Below are 14,366 nucleotides of genomic sequence, written 5' to 3'. Positions count from 1 at the left end.
GGCAAACATGGAATGGTTTCTGAAATGCGTGAAGGAACACTACTTCGACTTCAACGGGCGTGCCCGTCGCAAGGAATACTGGATGTTCACCCTGGTGAACATCATCATCTCCGTCGCGCTGAGCGTCGTGCTCGGCCTGATCAGTGAAAAGCTCCTGCCGATCGCCAATCTCTACTCGCTCGCCGTGCTGCTGCCGGCCCTGGGCGTCACCGCCCGGCGTCTGCACGACATCAACAAGAGCGGCTGGTGGATGCTGATCGCGCTGATCCCGATCGTCGGCCTGTACCTGATCTACCTGCTGGCCAAGGACAGCGACGCCGGCCAGAACCAGTACGGCCAGAACCCGAAAGGCATCGCCTGATTCCTTCCCGCCGGGCCGCACGGCCCGGCGTTCTCCCTCTCCCTGTTTTCCTTCCCGCCCCTGACCGGGGTTAGAATGCCTCGCTCCCACTCCGGCGCCCTGCGCCAACGCCCGCAGCGAGGTAGCCCATGCCCCATCCCATCGACGCACTGATTTCCGACTGCGACGGCGTCCTGGTCGACAGCGAGGTCATCGCCGAGCGCGTGATGTACGAGGCGCTCAGCGCCTACGCGCCGCTGGAGGAGCTGCAGCGCCTGCTGGAAGGCACCTTCGGCCTGACCAGCCGCGACATCCTCGATCGCGTCGAGAAGCACTTCGGCCTGCGCATCCCCGACAGCTTCAACCGCGAGGTGCGCCAGCGCAGCGAGGAGATGGTCGCCCAGGTCCAACCCATTCCCGGCGCACGCGAGGCGCTGCTGGCCCTGGATATGCCCGTCGCGGTGGCCTCCAACAGCCGCCGCCACAGCCTGGAGCGCTCGCTGGCGCGCGCCGGGCTCAGCGAACTGATCGGCGAACGCCTGGCCAGCGCCGATATGGTCGCCCTGCCCAAGCCCGCACCCGACGTCTACCTGCACGCCGCCAGCCTGCTCGGCGTCGCCCCCGAGCGTTGCCTGGTGGTGGAAGACAGCAGCACCGGCACCCGCGCCGCCCTCGCCGCGGGGATGCGGGTGATCGGCTTCGTCGGCGCCGGGCACATTCCCGCCGGGCACGCCGAGGTACTGCGCGAGCTGGGCGCCATCGCCATCGTCGAGCACATGCGCGAACTGCCGGAGACCGTGGCGCGCCTGCGCCGGACAGTCTGAGTCAGGGCTGCCCGCAGAGGGTTGCGAACAAGGCTCCCGTTCCCGTCAGCACGAAGAAGGTCCAGTGGAAGGGCACGGCAAGATTCAAGCGCTGGATCGCCGCGACTATCCAGCAAACGCCCCCCAGAACAGCCAAGAGAATCCGCATCAGCGCCTCTCCCAACGTTCTCGCCGAGGAAAAGACTCGGAGCAGGCAATGCAAAAGCGTGCAAAGAAGCAGCACAAGCAGGGCAACGAGCCACAGCACAAGCTTGCCGATGGCGCTTCTCCACTCCTCGTAGAAGAAGTCGACCATGGAGTCGACCGCCCGTAGCACCCTGCTGTTGGCACTGGGGTTCGCCGGTTTCACTCCGTCCGCCCAGATGAGCCGCTGGATGAATTGATAGAACAGCTTGTCGCTTGGTTGGGAAATGGACAATGCGTCGATCATTGCGCGCAGTACCAGGCGCGCCTGCATCCCCAGGAAGATCATGTATGGACCGCTGAAGGCAATGATGAAAACGACGCCCCAATACAGTTTCAGATAGGCGGGCAGGTTGTCGACAAACTCGAAATAGCCCTGCCTGTCAGCCCCCAGGGTAATGATGAGAGTGGCGATGACCGCAATGAGCGCAGCCAACAGCGTGACCAGACGAGCAAGGTCCCGGGGAGGCAGAAAGAATCGCAGCATCACTGCGCCGTCGATATCCTTCGCGGCCTTCGAATTCACCTCCTTCCAGAGGCGCCAGTTCTCCACCAGATCGCCCGCCAGGCAGCGGAGGTTACCGCCATAGGCCCGGTACCGCAGCCGGAACCATTGCCGTTCGTAGAGGGAAAGCTGGACGTAGCGACTGCTCTCGGCGGAGCGCTCGAAGCCTCCCAGGTTCTCCACATTGCGACAGCGCGTATCGACGACGATATCGCCTATCCGTAGCGCAGCGATCAGAAACGGGAACAGATAGAAAGGGAGCAGACTCCTGGCTTCGTAGAGGTACTGTCCGGAGTGGCAATACAAGTCCCAGAACATCGTGATCAACACGAAGAAGAAATACAGCAGGGGAACCCAGTAGTCCCTGTGTTTCAGCAATTGAAAGAATGGCGCCCGGATAAAGATCCGGTAGTGATCTCCCACGTCCTCATAAAGATCCTGCACCGAACGTTGCGAAGCGCTTCCCATCGAGAATTCATCCTTGTAACAGCCGCTAGAGACTCTTCCAGGTCAGGTACACCCGCAAGTCGAACTCCAGCTGGTGATAGTCCGGCAGCATGTACTGGCAGAGCTGGTAGAACGCCTTGTTGTGCTCGCTTTCCTTCAGGTGGGCGAGTTCGTGGACGACGATCATCCGCAGGAACTCCGGGGCGGCGTCCTTGAACAGGGAAGCCACGCGGATTTCCTTCTTCGCCTTGAGCTTGCCGCCCTGCACCCGCGAGATCGCGGTGTGCAGGCCGAGGGCACGCTGGACCACGTCGAGCTTGTTGTCGTAGAGCACCTTGTCCAGGCCCGGCGCGTTGCGCAGGTGTTCCTGCTTGAGGTTCATGGTGTAGGCGTACAGCGCCTTGTCACTCTGCACATCGTGACGCCCCGGGTAGCGGCGCTCGAGGTACTCGCCCAGGCGGTTCTCGGCGATCAGCTGGCGGACCTGGTCCTGCAGCGATGCGGGATAGGCCTGGAGGTACTTGAGGGGGATCATGCACGGGTCCGGCGGTTCGCGGAAAACGCCCAGTGTACCGCGTCGGGAGCTCCGGCGGCCGACCGCCGCTTCGGGTAAGATGCGCGCCGTTTCCGATGAGCGGAGTGGGACAGTGGCAAGTACAGATGTGCTGATCGTTGGCGCCGGGGCGGCCGGGCTGATGTGTGCGATGACGGCGGCCGGGCGCGGGCGCCGCGTGCGGGTACTCGACCACGCCAACAAGGCCGGCAAGAAGATCCTCATGTCCGGCGGCGGGCGCTGCAATTTCACCAACCTGTACACCGAGCCGGCCAACTTCCTTTCGCGCAACCCGCACTTCTGCAAGTCGGCGCTGGCCCGCTACACCCAGTGGGACTTCATCGGCCTGGTGGCCAAGCACCAGGTGCCGTACCACGAGAAGAAACTCGGCCAGCTGTTCTGCGACAACAAGTCCAGCGACATCCTCGAGATGCTGCTGCGCGAATGCGCCGAGGCCGGAGCGGAAATCCTGCTGGACACCTCGATCGAAGAGATCGCCCGCGACGACGCCGGCTACCGCCTGCGTACCAGCGCCGGCGAGATGCGCTGCGAGTCGCTGGTGATCGCCAGCGGCGGCCTGTCGATCCCGACCCTCGGCGCCAGCGGTTTCGGCTACCAGGTGGCGCGCCAGTTCGGCCACGAGGTGCTGCCGACCCGCGCCGGGCTGGTGCCGTTCACCATCACCGACCAGCTGAAGGAGCTGTGCGCCGAGCTTTCCGGCACCTCCGTGGATTGCCGGGTGAGCTGCAACGGCCAAGTGTTCCGCGAGAACCTGCTGTTCACCCATCGCGGCCTCAGCGGCCCGGCGATGTTGCAGATTTCCTCCTACTGGCAACCGGGCGATACCCTGGAAATCGACCTGCTGCCGGACCACGACGCCAGCGAATGGCTGGCGCAGCAACAGCGCGAGCGTCCCAACAGCGAGCTGAAGACCCTGCTCGCCGAGTTGTTCACCAAGAAGCTCGCCGGACTGCTGGCCGACCGCTGGTTCGTCTCCAAGCCGATGAAACAGTACACCCCGACCGAACTGGCGGGTATCGCCGGGCAGCTTTCGGCCTGGCGGGTCACGCCCTCGGGCACCGAGGGCTACCGCACCGCGGAAGTGACCCTGGGCGGGGTGAGCACCGACGAAGTGTCGTCGAAGACCATGGAGTCGCAGCGCTCGCCGGGGCTGTATTTCGTCGGCGAAGTACTGGACGTCAGCGGCCATCTCGGCGGCTTCAACTTCCAGTGGGCCTGGGCCTCGGGTTATGCGGCGGGGCAGTACGCCTAGCGCGCCTCGGCCAGATAGGCCTCGGTGCGATAGGTCAGCGCTACCTGCTCCTTCCCCTTGAGCGCCGGGTGGCTGGCGACCAGCTCGCGCAATTGCGCCGCCACGGCGTTCTTTTCCGTCTCCGGCAAGGCGGCGATGAAGCTCACCGAAAGGAAGCGCGAGACGATCACCTGCTCCGGCGGGCCGACATGCTCGTAGGCGAAGGTGGAAAGTCGCAGCGGTCCGAAGGGCGCACGCTCGAACGGCCGACGCCAGTCGCCCTTGTAGAAACGCGGCGCATCGCCTTCGTAGGGGGTGATGATGCGGGTGATCTCGGCGACCCAATCCAGCGACTCGTCACGCACGTTCCACACCAGCCCCAGCCTGCCTTCCGCCGTCAGCACGCGGCGCATTTCCTCCAGCGCCTCCACGGTGGCGAACCAATGAAAGGCCTGTGCGCACACCAGGGCGTCGGCGAAGCCGTTGGCTAACGGAATCGACTGGGCGCTACCGGCCAGCGCCTGGACCTGCGGCAAGGCTTCGGCGAGCTGGGCGCGCATCGCATCCACCGGTTCCACCGCGACCACCCGCGCGCCGGTACGGGCCAGCAGGCGGGTGAACTTGCCGGTGCCGGCGCCGAGCTCCACCGCGACGGTCTGCGGACGCAGGCCAAGGGCATCGCGCAGCCAGTCGGAGAGCGCTTCCGGGTACTCGGGCCGGCCCTGGGCGTAACGCTGGGCCTCGGCGCTGAAACCTTGCTGGGCGGCGCTGTGTACGGACGACATGAGGGACCTCCTGGGCGGCAGGGAAAGCCCGAGGTATAGCACAGCGGTTTTCCTCCGAATTCCAGACGAACGGTTCAAAGCCTTGCGCAGCGTGGCTCGCAGCCATTGGTCAGGGGCTTCGTGGACCTCTCGGGGAAGAGGCTATTGTCGATCCGAAGGCCCACCCGACGACCAGGGTAAAAGCCATTCCGGCACACGCCGGCATCCCCCGCCACAACCAGGAGTCAGCCATGAGCAGCGAAGTCAGCGCCATCCGCCAATTGATCGAAGACTGGCGAGCCGCCGTCCGCGCCAGCGACGTTCCGCGCATCGTCTCGTACTACGCGGAGGACATCGTCGCCTTCGACGCCATCCTGCAATTGCAATTCAAGGGGCGCGACGCCTACCAGAAGCACTGGCAGGCCTGCACCGAGATGTGCAAAGGACCGATGACCTTCGATATCGCCGAACTGCAGATCCATGCCGACCAGCAGGTCGCCTTCGCCCACTACCTCTGCCACTGCGGCGGCACCGGCCCGGACGGCAAGCCGCACTCCTCGTGGATGCGGGTCAGCGCCGGCTACCGCAAGCAAGGCGACGGCTGGAAGGTGATCCACGAGCATTTCTCGGCGCCGTTCGACATGGACGGCAAGGCGCTGTTCGACCTGCAGCCCTGACTCAGCGCCGCGCGGCGGTCGTCGCCGGGTCGGCGCAGCGTTTCACTGCGCGAGGGCTGAGCAGCGAGCAAGGCTTGCCGACCAGGTAGCTGCGGTAGACCTTCAGCAGCGTAGCCTGGCTGTAGCGGCAGCCCTTGCCGCTCTTGCGCAGGCAGGGGCTCTCGAACTCGAAGCGACCGTTGACCGGCTCGGCCAGCTGGATGCGCAACGCCGGCCAGGTGGAGCGTTGCGGCGCCGGCGGGGTTTCCAGTCGGCGACCGTCGCGCACCACCAGTTCGCCGCCGGCCTCTGCATAGTCGAAGACGAACAGCAGGGTGCGCGAAGTCTTGGTCGTGCAGTCGCTGCGCGCCAGGCAATCCTGCGGATCGGCGGGATCACGCGCTACGCTCGGCGAAGCGGCCTCCTCGACGTCGCGGGACGGCGCGTGCAGGCCAGCGCAACCGGCCAGCAGGAGGAACGGCAGGGTCAGGAGCCAGCGGCGCATCGGATTTCCCCGGGGCGGATGTGCAAGAGCCCCGACCAGCGGGGCTCCCGTTCGAACGAAGGCGCTTAGTTGACCTTCGGATCCAGCTCGCCGCGGGCGTAGCGCTGGAACATGCCTTCCAGGGAGATCGGCTTGATCTTGGAAGCGTTGCCGGCGGTGCCGAAGGCTTCGTAGCGAGCGATGCAGATGTCGCGCATGGCCTCGACGGTCTTGGAGAAGTACTTGCGCGGGTCGAACTCGCTCGGGTTCTGCGCCAGGAAGCGGCGGATGGCACCGGTGGAGGCCAAGCGCAGGTCGGTGTCGATGTTCACCTTGCGCACGCCGTACTTGATGCCCTCGACGATTTCCTCGACCGGCACGCCGTAGGTCTCTTTGATCTCGCCGCCGTACTCGTTGATGATCGCCAGCCAGTCCTGCGGTACCGAGGAAGAGCCGTGCATCACCAGGTGGGTGTCCGGGATGCGCGCGTGGATTTCCTTGATGCGCTGGATCGACAGGGTGTCCCCGGTCGGCGGCTTGGTGAACTTGTAGGCGCCGTGGCTGGTGCCGATGGCGATGGCCAGGGCGTCGACCTTGGTCTTCTTCACGAAGTCGGCGGCTTCTTCCGGGTCGGTCAGCAACTGGCTGTGGTCCAGCACGCCTTCCGCGCCGACGCCGTCTTCCTCGCCGGCCATGCCGGTTTCCAGGGAACCCAGGCAGCCCAGCTCGCCTTCCACGGACACGCCGCAGGCATGGGCGAACGCCACGGTCTGCTGGGTCACGCGGACGTTGTAGTCGTAGTCGGCAGGGGTCTTGCCGTCTTCACGCAGGGAGCCGTCCATCATCACCGAGCTGAAGCCCAGCTGGATGGAACGCTGGCAGACGTCGGGACTGGTGCCGTGATCCTGGTGCATGACCACCGGGATGTGCGGGAATTCTTCGATCGCGGCGAGGATCAGGTGGCGCAGGAAGGGCGCGCCGGCGTATTTGCGAGCACCGGCGGAAGCCTGGACGATCACGGGCGAATCGGTCTTGTCGGCCGCTTCCATGATGGCGCGCATCTGCTCGAGGTTGTTGACGTTGAAGGCCGGCACGCCGTAGCCGAATTCGGCGGCGTGATCCAGCATCTGGCGCATGCTGATGAGTGCCATGGTTCTCGTATCTCCCAATCGCGGGGTCGTTCAGTGATTCAGAAGCCTGCCGCAGGGGCAGGCCCGGTTCAAGTTCCTTGCGAGGAGCGGTCGCGGCGCCGCGCCCCTGCCGGCGCGACTCAGCGCGCCTTGCAACCGCGACCGATGAGGTCGTCGGTTTCGACCCAGTACACCAGGCCTTCGTCGTTCTCCAGGTGGAAGCCCAGGCGTCCGTCGCTATAGAAAGCGCCGACGGCCGCAGGTTCCTGCTCCAGATGGTGGACCACGTCGTCCTCGTCCTTCAGGCGCAGGTCGACGATGTTCTTGCTGCCGTCGATATAGCGCCATTCGATCACCGCCTTGCTGTCGCAGGTCCAGCGGGTCCAGTCCTTGCCACCGGGCTTGCCCGAGGAGCCGGAGCAGCCGGCCAGCAGGGCCGCGGCGGCGAAGCCGCCGAGCAGGGCGATACGCGAGTAGTTCATGTCCATCCTCCATCCGTGCGGAACGCTCCGCCGCACCTCGCCGGGCCGCAAGCGGCCCGCGCGGCGGCCGGCTGGCCTTGCCTGTCACAGGAAAGGCGCAATGCTACTGCGTACGCTGGCGAATCCCCAGCCCTTTCCGTAGAAACTGGCAGAAAAGCACTACGGGCATTCCACCGGCTTTTGTCCGGCGGTCGGATCGCCGCTGCTCTGCTGCTCGACCCGCTGGCGGTTCTGCTCGGTCGGCACCATCACGTCCGGCGGACTGATCACCTCGCAGGTGCTCGGGCGTCGACCGCCATCGCCGCTACAGGCGGCCAGGCCCAGGCAGAACATCAGGAGTGGCAAGGTTACGGAACGCATGGGGCACCTCCTTTTTTCGTCGTCCTCAAAGGTGTGACCCCCGAGGACGGCGAATGGTTTGCCCCGTCTGCGTCAGCCCTTGGCGCGCTGCTCCAGGATTTCCACGGCCGGCAGGACCTTGCCCTCGACGAACTCGAGGAACGCGCCGCCACCGGTGGAAATATAGGAGATCCGCTCGGCGATGCCGTACTTGTCGATCGCCGCCAGGGTATCGCCGCCGCCGGCGATGGAGAACGCCGCGCTATCGGCGATGGCATTGGCCAGGGTACGGGTGCCCTCGCCGAACTGGTCGAACTCGAACACCCCGACCGGACCGTTCCACAGGATGGTCTTCGAGGTCTTCAGCAGCTCGGCGAACTGCGCGGCGGTCTGCGGGCCGATGTCGAGGATCATGTCGTCGTCGGCGACCTCGGCGATGGCCTTGACGGTCGCCACGGCGCTCTCGGCGAATTCCTTGGCCACCACCACGTCCACCGGCAGCGGCACCTTGACCTTGGCGGCGATGGCCTTGGCGGTCTCGACCAGGTCGGCCTCGTACAGCGACTTGCCGACCTTGTGTCCGGCCGCGGCGAGGAAGGTGTTGGCGATGCCGCCGCCGACGATCAGTTGGTCGCAGATGCCGGCCAGGCTGTTCAGCACGTCGAGCTTGGTGGAAACCTTGGAGCCGGCGACGATCGCCGCCATCGGCCGCGCCGGGTTGCCCAGCGCCTTGCCCAGCGCGTCCAGTTCGGCGGCCAGCAGCGGGCCGGCGGCGGCGACCTTGGCGAACCTGGCCACGCCGTGGGTCGACCCCTCGGCGCGGTGGGCGGTACCGAAGGCATCCATCACGAACACGTCGCACAGCGCGGCGTACTTCTGCGCCAGCTCGTCGGCGTTCTTCTTCTCGCCCTTGTTGAAGCGCACGTTCTCGAACAGCACCAGGTCGCCCGCCTTGACCTCGACGCCGTCGAGGTAGTCGGCCAGCAGCGGCACTTCGCGGCCCAGGGCCTTGGACAGGTACTCGGCCACCGGCTTCAGGCTGTTCTCGGCGGAGAACTCGCCCTCGGTCGGACGGCCCAGGTGCGAGCAGACCATCACCGCCGCGCCCTTCTCCAGGGCCAGCTTGAGGGTCGGCAGGGCGGCCTTGATCCGTGCATCGCTCTGCACCTGGCCGTCCTTCACGGGCACGTTGAGGTCCTCGCGGATCAGCACGCGCTTACCTTTGAGGTCGAGGTCAGTCATCTTCAACACGGTCATGACAATCAGTCCTTGGGTACTTGTTGATCAGGCACGGCGGCGCGCAGGTAGTGTCCGGCGACGTCGAGCATACGGTTGGCGAATCCCCATTCGTTGTCGAACCAGGCCAGCAGATTGACCAGGCGAGGCCCGGAAACGCGGGTCTGGCTGCCATCGACGATGGCCGAATGGGGGTCGTGGTTGAAATCGCAACTGGCGTGCGGCAGCTCGGTATAAGCCAGCAGTCCGCGCAGCGGGCCGCTTTCGGCGGCCTCGCGAAGCACCCGGTTGATCTCGGCGGCGGAGGTGTCGCGGGAAGTCTGCAGGGTGATGTCCAGCGCCGAGACGTTCACCGTGGGCACGCGTATGGCTTTGGCCTGGATGCGCCCGGCAAGTTCCGGCAACAGGCGTTCGATGCCGCGCGCCAGACCGGTGGACACCGGGATCACCGACTGGAACGCCGAACGGGTACGGCGCAGGTCCTCATGGTGGTAGGCGTCGATCACCGGCTGGTCGTTCATCGCCGAGTGGATGGTGGTGATCGACACGTATTCCAGGCCGATCGCCTCGTTCAGCAGCTTGAGCAGCGGCACCCCGCAATTGGTCGTGCAGGAGGCGTTGGAGACCAGCGTTTCTCGGCCGCTGAGGTCCTGCTGGTTGACCCCATAGACGATGGTGGCGTCGATGTCCGCCTCGCTCGCCATCGGCTGCGAGAACAGCACCCGCGGCGCGCCGGCGCGGAGGAAACGCTCGGCCTGGGCGCGATTGGTGTACTGGCCGGAGCACTCCAGCACCAGGTCGACCCGCAGCGCCTGCCAGTCGATGGCCTCCGGAGTCGGGCTGCGCAGCACCTTCACGCAATCGCCGTTGATGTGCAGGCAGTCGCCGTCGACCTTCACTTCGCCGGGAAAGCGGCCATGGGTGGAGTCGAAGCGGGTCAGGTACTCGACGCTGGCCTGGTCGGCCAGGTCGTTCAGCGCGACGATCTCGAAGCCCAGTTGCTCCGGGCGCTCGTGCAGCGCGCGCAGGACGCAGCGGCCGATACGGCCATAGCCATTGAGCGCGACGCGAAAAGGCGGGGTGGACATCGGCAGGGATAGCTCCGGCAAGGGGCCAGTGAAAGGCGCCAATTATGCGGGGGATGGGCCCGCCTGGGAACCGTCCGCGACCCGCGCGGCGCGGCATGCGCCGCGGCGACGGCTCGCGCGCTGGCGCTGAAACGATTCATGCGACACCTGGCTGGCGCGACCGCGTTCCGCTGTGCAAGGCTCGCCCGCATCCACCGACCGCCAGGAGCGCCAGATGCCCCGCTTCGCCGCCAACCTCAGCATGCTCTACCCCCGCCACGACTTCCTCGAACGCTTCGCCGCCGCCGCGGCGGACGGCTTCGAGGGCGTGGAGTACCTGTTCCCCTATGCCTACCCTGCGGCCGAACTGAAGGCCCGGCTGGACGACCACGGCCTGCGCCAGGTGCTGTTCAATGCCGCACCCGGCGACTGGGACAAGGGCGAGCGCGGCCTGGCCAGCCTGCCGGGGCGCGAGGCCGAATTCCGCCGCGCCATCGCCCAGGCCATCGACTATGCCCAGGTCCTCGGCAACCGCCACATCCATGTCATGGCCGGACTGCTGCCGGCCGGCGCCGACCGCATCCGCCACCGCGAGACCTACCTCGACAACCTCGCCCATGCCGCCCGCGAAGCCGCCGGCGCCAGGCTGACGGTGCTCATAGAGCCGATCAACAACCGCGACATGCCGGGCTTCTTCCTCACCCGCCAGGACGACGCCCAGGCCATCTGCCGCGAGGTCGGCGCGGACAACCTGCAGGTACAGTTCGACTGCTACCACTGCCAGATCGTCGAGGGCGACCTGGCCACCACCCTGCGTCGCGACATCGGCAATATCGGCCACGTCCAGATCGCCGGGGTACCCGACCGCCACGAGCCGGATGACGACAACGAAGTGAACTACCCCTACCTGTTCGAGCTACTCGACCGGCTCGGCTACCAGGGCTGGATCGGCTGCGAGTACCGTCCGCGCGGCGACACCTCGGCAGGCCTGGAATGGCTGCGGCGCTGGCGCGCTACTCGACGCGACGGATGATCGGCTCCAGCGCGTCCAGGCGCTCGCGGGCGGCCAGCCAGTCGCGCACTTCCGCGCACCACTGTTCTTCCTTCAGCACCGCGCGTGCACGGGTCAGCACTCGCGGCCAGGGACGGTCGTCGAACAGGCGCAGCAGCACCTGGTTGAGCTGTTCGCTATCCAGCGGCCGGCGTCCACGGCGCACCGGCGCGTCGACCCGCTGCGCCAGCGATTGCAGCACCCGTTCGCGCTGTGCCGTATCCACCGGCATCGGCTGCTCGTCGTAGGCGCAGAGCACCAGGATCTCCGGCGCGACGTTCTCCAGCAGGCCGGCGCGCAGCCGGCAGTGGCCATCGAGGATCACACAGGCATCCAGGCAGTTCAGGCGCAGCGCCAGCACCGGCGGCAGCTCGCCTTCGCGGGCCTTCTTGCGCCACCACTTGACCCGCCCCTCGTCATCCTCGACCCGGCGCAGGGCGATCAGGGCGTCGTTGTCGCGCCCCCACCAGTCGAGCCACTGCACCCAGTCGTCGTCGAGGACCTTCTCCAGGCTGTAGAAGCGCCAGTCCGGCAACAGTGCGTCGCGCCCGACGCTGCGGTAGCGCCAGCGTTCCAGCACCCGTTCGCGCGGATCGTGGCTCTGCGGTGGCTGCCAGGCGGGCACCTGCTCGGCGAGCGACAGGCGCAGCAACCAGCGCCCGGCCTCCAGGCAACTGCCCGGGCTGGTACGCAGGGTCTCGACGAAATAGCGGCTCCAGGCCTTGTAGCGGGCCTCGCCGCGCAGGCCGCGCAACGCTTCCAGAGTCGGCGAGTCGATGGGCGGCACGCTGGCCTGCGCCGGGCTCGCCGCGACCAGGCTCTTCACCAGCCAGATGCCATCGTGGTACGGCAACTGGGTGGCCCAGAGCAGCGGCTGATCGCCACGCATCAGGCGAATGCGGGCCTGGCCGCCGGATTGCAGATGAAGGAAAGAGGGCGCCCGATGGGCGCCCTCCACCTGGACCGCGAGGCCCAGCCATTCGCCATTGGCGGGGCTTTCGAGGTCCCGCCAGTAGAGCGTGTGCATCAGTCTTCCAGCAGCTCCTCGGCCACCGCCAGGACGTTGTCCAGGGTGAAGCCGAAGTGCTCGAACAGCGCCGGGGCCGGCGCCGACTCGCCGAAGCTGGTCATGCCGATGATGCGCCCGTCGAGACCGACGTACTTGTACCAGTAGTCGGCATGGGCGGCCTCGATGGCGATGCGCGCGCCGACTTCCACCGGCAGCACGGACTGCTTGTAGGACTCGTCCTGCTGCTCGTAGACGCTGGTGCATGGCATCGATACCACGCGGACCTTGCGGCCCTGCTCGCTGAGTTTGTCGTAGGCCTGCACGGCCAGGCCGACTTCCGAACCGGTGGCGATCAGGATCAGTTCCGGCTCGCCTTCGCAGTCCTTCAGCACGTAGCCGCCGCGGGCGATGTCGGCCACCTGGGCGACGTCGCGCGCCTGGTGCGGCAGGTTCTGGCGGGAGAAGATCAGCGCGGACGGACCGTCGGCACGCTCGATGGCATGCTTCCAGGCCACCGCCGACTCGACCGCGTCGGCCGGGCGCCAGGTGTCCAGGTTCGGGGTCAGGCGCAGGCTGGCCAGTTGTTCGATCGGCTGGTGGGTCGGGCCGTCCTCGCCGAGGCCGATGGAGTCGTGGGTGAACACGTAGAGCACGCGCTGCTTCATCAGTGCGGACATGCGCACGGCGTTGCGCGCGTATTCCATGAAGATCAGGAAGGTCGCACCGTAGGGAATGAAACCGCCGTGCAGGGCGACGCCATTCATGATCGCGCTCATGCCGAATTCACGCACGCCGTAGAACACGTAGTTGCCGGCAGCGTCGTCGGCGCTGACGCCCTTGCAGCCCTTCCACAGGGTCAGGTTGGAGCCGGCCAGGTCGGCGGAACCGCCGAGCAGTTCCGGCAGCAGCGGGCCGAAGGCGTTCAGCGCGTTCTGGCTGGCCTTGCGGCTGGCGATGGTCTCGCCCTTGTTGGCGACGTCGGCGACGTAGGCCGCGGCCTTCTCGGCGAAGTCGGCCGGCAGCTCGCCCTTCAGGCGGCGCAGCAGTTCGGCGGCCAGTTCCGGATGGGCGGCCTGGTAGGCGGCGAAACGCTTGTTCCACTCGGCTTCCTGGGCGGCGCCGGTTTCCTTGGCGTCCCACTCGGCGTAGATCTGCGCCGGGATCTCGAACGGAGCGTGCTCCCAGCCCAGCGCGGCGCGGGTCGCGGCGATCTCGTCGGCACCCAGCGGCGCGCCGTGGCACTCTTCCTTGCCCTGCTTGTTCGGCGAGCCGAAGCCGATCACGGTCTTGCAGCAGATCAGGGTCGGCTGGTCGCTCTTGCGCGCGGTATCGATGGCGGTCTTGATCTCGTCGGCGTCATGCCCGTCGACGTTGCGGATCACTTGCCAGCCATAGGCCTCGAAGCGCTTCGGGGTGTCGTCGGTGAACCAGCCGTGGACCTCGCCGTCGATGGAAATGCCGTTGTCGTCGTAGAAGGCGATCAGCTTGTTCAGGCGCAGGGTGCCGGCCAGCGAGGCGACCTCATGGGAAATGCCTTCCATCATGCAGCCGTCGCCGAGGAAGGCGTAGGTGTAGTGGTCGACCACCGCGTGGCCGTCGCGGTTGAACTGGGCGGCCAGGACCTTCTCCGCCAGCGCCATGCCCACCGCATTGGCGATGCCCTGGCCGAGCGGACCGGTGGTGGTCTCGACGCCGGCGGTGTAGCCGTACTCCGGATGGCCCGGGGTGCGCGAGTTGAGCTGGCGGAAGTTCTTCAGGTCCTCGATGCCGAGGTCGTACCCGGTGAGGTGCAGCAGGGAGTAGATCAGCATCGAGCCGTGGCCGTTGGACAGCACGAAGCGGTCGCGGTTGGCCCACTGCGGGTTGCTCGGGTTGTGCTGCATGTAGTCGCGCCAGAGGACCTCGGCGATATCGGCCATGCCCATCGGGGCGCCCGGGTGGCCGCTGTTGGCTTTCTGCACGGCATCCATGCTCAGTGCACGGATGGCATTGGCTCGCTCACGACGGCTGGGCATCGCAATTCTCCTACGGGGGTTGCTGGTCG

The 14,366-nt window shown here is 66.6% G+C and carries 16 protein-coding genes; 5 read left to right on the top strand and 11 right to left on the bottom strand.

From position 1 onward, the window contains the following. Positions 1–7 precede the first annotated feature (7 nt). Positions 8–361, top strand: coding sequence for a DUF805 domain-containing protein (locus LT948_RS13095; RefSeq protein ID WP_003084974.1), 354 nt, complete (start codon positions 8–10; stop codon positions 359–361). Between the two features lie 128 nt (positions 362–489). Continuing rightward, complete coding sequence (locus tag LT948_RS13090) at positions 490–1,164, top strand: HAD family hydrolase (protein ID WP_073657356.1); 675 nt, start codon at positions 490–492, stop codon at positions 1,162–1,164. A gap of 1 nt (position 1,165) precedes the next feature. Here the strand turns inward: LT948_RS13090 and LT948_RS13085 are convergent, their stop codons facing one another. After that, positions 1,166–2,320 (bottom strand): hypothetical protein, encoded by a 1,155-nt coding sequence (locus LT948_RS13085; RefSeq protein WP_003118883.1) that lies wholly within the window; start codon positions 2,318–2,320, stop codon positions 1,166–1,168. A gap of 25 nt (positions 2,321–2,345) precedes the next feature. Next, positions 2,346–2,834 (bottom strand): M48 metallopeptidase family protein, encoded by a 489-nt coding sequence (locus LT948_RS13080; RefSeq protein ID WP_003084971.1) that lies wholly within the window; start codon positions 2,832–2,834, stop codon positions 2,346–2,348. Positions 2,835–2,946: 112 nt separating this feature from the next. Between LT948_RS13080 and LT948_RS13075 the strand changes: the two genes are divergently transcribed. Beyond that, on the top strand, positions 2,947–4,125 hold the full coding sequence (locus LT948_RS13075; RefSeq protein WP_003084970.1) for an NAD(P)/FAD-dependent oxidoreductase: 1,179 nt from the start codon (positions 2,947–2,949) through the stop codon (positions 4,123–4,125). Here LT948_RS13075 and LT948_RS13070 read toward each other — a convergent pair. Beyond that, entirely contained in the window at positions 4,122–4,889 is a 768-nt protein-coding gene (locus tag LT948_RS13070) for a class I SAM-dependent methyltransferase (protein ID WP_073657357.1), read from the bottom strand. The genes LT948_RS13075 and LT948_RS13070 overlap by 4 nt on opposite strands. A gap of 230 nt (positions 4,890–5,119) precedes the next feature. On the opposite strand from LT948_RS13070, the gene LT948_RS13065 reads away from it, so the two are divergent. Beyond that, complete coding sequence (locus LT948_RS13065; RefSeq protein ID WP_003084968.1) at positions 5,120–5,545, top strand: YybH family protein; 426 nt, start codon at positions 5,120–5,122, stop codon at positions 5,543–5,545. A gap of 1 nt (position 5,546) precedes the next feature. Here the strand turns inward: LT948_RS13065 and LT948_RS13060 are convergent, their stop codons facing one another. The 6 genes from LT948_RS13060 to epd form a co-directional block, all read right to left on the bottom strand. Further along, positions 5,547–6,029 (bottom strand): hypothetical protein, encoded by a 483-nt coding sequence (locus LT948_RS13060; RefSeq protein WP_033996010.1) that lies wholly within the window; start codon positions 6,027–6,029, stop codon positions 5,547–5,549. 65 nt (positions 6,030–6,094) lie between these two features. Further along, on the bottom strand, positions 6,095–7,159 hold the full coding sequence (gene fba, locus LT948_RS13055) for a class II fructose-bisphosphate aldolase (protein ID WP_003084964.1): 1,065 nt from the start codon (positions 7,157–7,159) through the stop codon (positions 6,095–6,097). Between the two features lie 119 nt (positions 7,160–7,278). Beyond that, positions 7,279–7,620: an MliC family protein gene (locus tag LT948_RS13050; RefSeq protein WP_023098395.1), complete on the bottom strand. Its 342-nt coding sequence runs from the start codon at positions 7,618–7,620 to the stop codon at positions 7,279–7,281. Between the two features lie 159 nt (positions 7,621–7,779). Beyond that, positions 7,780–7,980 carry a hypothetical protein gene (locus LT948_RS13045; RefSeq protein WP_003084961.1) on the bottom strand — a complete coding sequence of 67 codons (201 nt, stop codon included), beginning with the start codon at positions 7,978–7,980 and terminating at the stop codon, positions 7,780–7,782. A 72-nt stretch (positions 7,981–8,052) separates the two neighbouring features. Next, a complete protein-coding gene (locus tag LT948_RS13040; RefSeq protein WP_003084960.1) occupies positions 8,053–9,216 on the bottom strand; it encodes a phosphoglycerate kinase in 1,164 nt (387 codons plus the stop codon). A gap of 5 nt (positions 9,217–9,221) precedes the next feature. Continuing rightward, positions 9,222–10,283 (bottom strand): erythrose-4-phosphate dehydrogenase, encoded by a 1,062-nt coding sequence (gene epd, locus LT948_RS13035; RefSeq protein ID WP_003084958.1) that lies wholly within the window; start codon positions 10,281–10,283, stop codon positions 9,222–9,224. Positions 10,284–10,497: 214 nt separating this feature from the next. Here epd and otnI point away from each other — a divergent pair, with 214 nt between their 5' ends. Beyond that, positions 10,498–11,295: a 2-oxo-tetronate isomerase gene (gene otnI, locus LT948_RS13030; protein ID WP_003084956.1), complete on the top strand. Its 798-nt coding sequence runs from the start codon at positions 10,498–10,500 to the stop codon at positions 11,293–11,295. Here the strand turns inward: otnI and LT948_RS13025 are convergent. Together LT948_RS13025 and tkt are read right to left on the bottom strand one after the other, a co-directional pair. Beyond that, complete coding sequence (locus LT948_RS13025; protein WP_003101600.1) at positions 11,276–12,340, bottom strand: hypothetical protein; 1,065 nt, start codon at positions 12,338–12,340, stop codon at positions 11,276–11,278. The two genes, otnI and LT948_RS13025, sit on opposite strands and share 20 nt — an antisense overlap. Further along, positions 12,340–14,337, bottom strand: coding sequence for a transketolase (gene tkt / locus LT948_RS13020; protein WP_003110216.1), 1,998 nt, complete (start codon positions 14,335–14,337; stop codon positions 12,340–12,342). The genes LT948_RS13025 and tkt overlap by 1 nt, the downstream gene beginning before the upstream one ends. Positions 14,338–14,366: the final 29 nt, after the last annotated feature.

This window comes from Pseudomonas sp. CP-1, from assembly GCF_021213715.1.
GTDB classification, from domain to species: Bacteria; Pseudomonadota; Gammaproteobacteria; order Pseudomonadales; family Pseudomonadaceae; genus Pseudomonas; species Pseudomonas aeruginosa.
The sequence above is the reverse complement of the archived record's forward strand: the minus strand, read 5'-3'. Positions and strand labels throughout refer to the sequence as shown.